This window comes from Methylobacterium sp. J-048 (assembly GCF_022829515.1).
Classification (GTDB): Bacteria; Pseudomonadota; Alphaproteobacteria; order Rhizobiales; family Beijerinckiaceae; genus Methylobacterium.
The window spans coordinates 1-3,016 of the sequence record NZ_JAKSYL010000242.1; the positions used below are offsets into that span (position 1 = coordinate 1).

General features: G+C 64.6%; 5 protein-coding genes. All 5 read right to left on the bottom strand.

The annotated features are described in order from the left end of the window. Positions 1-362 precede the first annotated feature (362 nt). Positions 363-749 carry a hypothetical protein gene (locus MKL09_RS24175; RefSeq protein ID WP_244024465.1) on the bottom strand — a complete coding sequence of 129 codons (387 nt, stop codon included), beginning with the start codon at positions 747-749 and terminating at the stop codon, positions 363-365. A gap of 76 nt (positions 750-825) precedes the next feature. Next, positions 826-1,059 (bottom strand): hypothetical protein, encoded by a 234-nt coding sequence (locus MKL09_RS24180; protein WP_244024467.1) that lies wholly within the window; start codon positions 1,057-1,059, stop codon positions 826-828. A gap of 193 nt (positions 1,060-1,252) precedes the next feature. Next, positions 1,253-1,396 carry a hypothetical protein gene (locus MKL09_RS24185; RefSeq protein ID WP_244024469.1) on the bottom strand — a complete coding sequence of 48 codons (144 nt, stop codon included), beginning with the start codon at positions 1,394-1,396 and terminating at the stop codon, positions 1,253-1,255. A 403-nt stretch (positions 1,397-1,799) separates the two neighbouring features. Beyond that, positions 1,800-2,471: an SOS response-associated peptidase gene (locus MKL09_RS24190; protein ID WP_244024472.1), complete on the bottom strand. Its 672-nt coding sequence runs from the start codon at positions 2,469-2,471 to the stop codon at positions 1,800-1,802. Positions 2,472-2,681: 210 nt separating this feature from the next. Then, positions 2,682-2,891 carry a cold-shock protein gene (locus MKL09_RS24195; RefSeq protein WP_244024470.1) on the bottom strand — a complete coding sequence of 70 codons (210 nt, stop codon included), beginning with the start codon at positions 2,889-2,891 and terminating at the stop codon, positions 2,682-2,684. Positions 2,892-3,016: the final 125 nt, after the last annotated feature.

The window sequence follows — 3,016 nt, forward strand, 5'->3', positions numbered from 1 at the left end:
CAAGCATAGATCTCGTGGACATCACCCGCGTAGCAAAACCAGCGCACTTGCGATCCCGGCCGCTGCCCATGGACAGGATACGAGGCAGCGATCCCAGATATCAGCGCTTCGGCATGGCCAGCGTCATCAATGTCATAAGCGAGTAGCTTCGGGCGGGGAGCGTCGTATCCTGAGACATTGCGCGTGAATATGGAGTATAAGGGCATCGCAAACCGCCTCCATTTCTACATGTATGAGTAGCAATGTTCCTTCTGGCGGAAACGTTCAGGGTTCAATCGATCAATGGTTAAGAAAATTTAACAGATGTTCGACCATTTTATTCAGCGGTTCGAAATTCATCGTCTTTCGGGCCGGCATTGCCATTAATCGCCCCTGGCCTTGAACTCCCAGATCGGCGGGCCCCAGACCTGGCCGGGCTTGTCGCGCCGCGCGGCCGTCCGCTCGAACATGATGCGGTCGGCGTCGACACCCTGAACCCGGTTGCCGGCGATCATCAGCGCACCGCAGTAGTCGACCCGGAGCGTGCCGTGCTCGGGGTGGACGCCGAAGAGCTGCTGCGCCGTCCAGCCCAGGCGATGAGCGTCGGCGCCGAGCCGGTCGCAGAAGTCGAGCGCCGACTCCCGCATCGCCGACCACTGCGTCGGCGTGAGGTAGCGGCAGGGCGAGGCGCGCTCGGAGATGTTCTCGATGGCGCCGTGCCAGATCGCGACGGGGTTCGGGATCAGGGTGGGGGCGAGACCGGATGACATCCGGCCGAGCTACGCCAAGGTCTGCTCACAGGCCTTGCAGCCAGAAGCGGGGTTGCCCGGCATGAACTGAGCGGGCTCAGGCACAGCCTTTGTAGCCGCCACGCTCTGCCTCCTGCCGAGCTATCTCTAAGACGCGCCCACGGCCTTGGGCGCCCTCGATCTCTGACCAGAGGCGCACGAGGGCAAGAAGATCGTCGGCTTCGTGGTTGGCTGGCTCGCCGAAGAATTCAGCCACCGGCACGTCAAGTGTGTGAGCGAGCCGGTTCAGCGCAGCGGCGTGGCGGTCGGTGTGGGGGTCAAGCGTGTCCATGGCCCCGGCAACGCACGAGATAGGCCGCTGATCGCACTATGTATTCAAAATACGGTGCGGCACATTGCTGAGCCGTCCGGCTCGGCCCCGCCGCCCGATCTGATCACGGGCTGGCGGGGGAGGTCGTCTATCTCACCGGCGGCGAGCCCGACCGTTACGCGACGCGGCTCGACAGCATCATGCCGGTGGAGGGTTAGCGGGCCGTCAGCTGGGCCGGGGGCGCCTTGTGTCGGAATAGGCCGCCTACGAGCCGGAAGGGCAGCCGCACGAGCTTGTACGCGGCGTGGGCCACCATGACAGTGATGACGGCCAGCAGGGCCAACAGGATGTTGCGCATGCAGGTACTCCTAGCGGCGCGATACTCGGCGGGCCGCCCCCGCCATTGTCTTCAGGAGGCGCGCTGATCGCGGCGGGACTGTGATGCAGATACCTGTGATCTAGGCGCATTCCCCCGTGACGCGTGGATCTGCTGCTCGTACCTCAGATTGATGCAGCACTTGCCGAAGCGCCATGCCTACCTCGTGGCCGTTTCGCGGAAGCGAGAAGCGGTGCGCGTCTACGCCGTACTCGTGAGGACCTCGGATGAGGCATTGGAAGCCGTAGCGCTGAATGCTCCCCCGAGCGCGAAGCTGCAAATCGTCGGAAGCCTGTCGCGCGCTTTGGTGAAGCGCATTCGGCTCGTGCCGGGGGAGCTACGGCTGGTGTGACCGAGTCTGGCCGGCCGGCACGGGCGAGCGTCACTAACTCACATCGTCATCTCGGCCGTCCCGGCGAGCGCCACGGGCAACGACGACCAAAGCATCGTCGGCCAAGGGACGCTGGAGATCCTTCGCCTCCGGCCAGGGCGCCGATAGCCACGTCTCCCACTCCTTCGGCTTCGTGAGGATCACCGGCATCGCCTTCGGGTGCACGGCCCCGACCTCGGCGTTCGGCTCGGTGGTCAGGAAGGCATACAGATCGTCGGTCGTCTCGCCGTCCTTCACCTTCCGCACGCTCTGCCAGCCCTCGACCAGGATGCCCGCGAAGCAGGTGAGGGGCCGATCCTCGGTCAACGCGAACCACACGGGCGGATGTGAACCATCCGCGGCCTTCTCGTTCTCGCTGAAGCTCGTGAACGGTACGAGGCAGCGATGCGCGGGTGACAGCCAGCGCCGCCAGTGCGGTGAGCCCGTGTTGCGCACATTGGTGACGCCGGGATCGACCTTCTTCCCCTTCAGCGCAAAGGCAGGCGACGGCATGCCCCAGCGCATCATCGACAGGGCACGGGCACCGTCGCGCATGCGGATCACGGGTGCCGCGGTGTTCGGGAAGATACCGGGCAGCGGTGGTAGGTTGCCGGTGTCATCGTGTTCGACGCCGAACACCCGGCCAATCTCAGACTGCCCGCGGACCAAGCTGTACAGGTTGCACATTCGGCTCGCTCGCCAACGCCGCGGTGGAGATTGGGGACCCAAGGCGACGATCGCTGCCCCGCCGCCCATAATTTCAGGGTTGGCGGGGCGTCGTGCCGTTCCTCACGGCGAAGGGGCCAAGTACGCAACACGGCCTCAGACGCAAGGTGGCGGAGGAGGGTTAGCTTCGGCTCAACGGTTATCCAAAAGACGATCCCAGATCGGGAAGCTCTAGGCGCTCTTCAGGTTGGCGGCGCTCTCCTTGCCGCTGCGCCGGTCGGCCTCGACGTCGTAGGAGATCTTCTGCCCCTCGATCAGGTTGCGCATCCCTGCACGCTCGACGGCGGAGATGTGCACGAACACGTCCTTGCCGCCGTCGTCGGGCTGGACGAAGCCGTAACCCTTGGTCTCGTTGAACCACTTCACAGTGCCGGTAGCCATCGCGGTATCCTAGTCGTCTCCAGCGCACCAACGTGGTGCGCCATGGAGGGGCGAATTGGTAGCGCTGGCAGCCTGTTTCGGAAAGTCGGCAGTCGCCAAGGCTCTCCGCGCCGATCCAGGCCGCT

Coding starts and splice junctions, on each gene's coding strand:
- MKL09_RS24185 (WP_244024469.1), bottom strand. CDS start 1,396: ATGCGCAACATCCTGTTGGCCCTGCTGGCCGTCATCACTGTCATGGTG.
- MKL09_RS24180 (WP_244024467.1), bottom strand. CDS start 1,059: ATGGACACGCTTGACCCCCACACCGACCGCCACGCCGCTGCGCTGAAC.
- MKL09_RS24175 (WP_244024465.1), bottom strand. CDS start 749: ATGTCATCCGGTCTCGCCCCCACCCTGATCCCGAACCCCGTCGCGATC.
- MKL09_RS24195 (WP_244024470.1), bottom strand. CDS start 2,891: ATGGCTACCGGCACTGTGAAGTGGTTCAACGAGACCAAGGGTTACGGC.
- MKL09_RS24190 (WP_244024472.1), bottom strand. CDS start 2,471: ATGTGCAACCTGTACAGCTTGGTCCGCGGGCAGTCTGAGATTGGCCGG.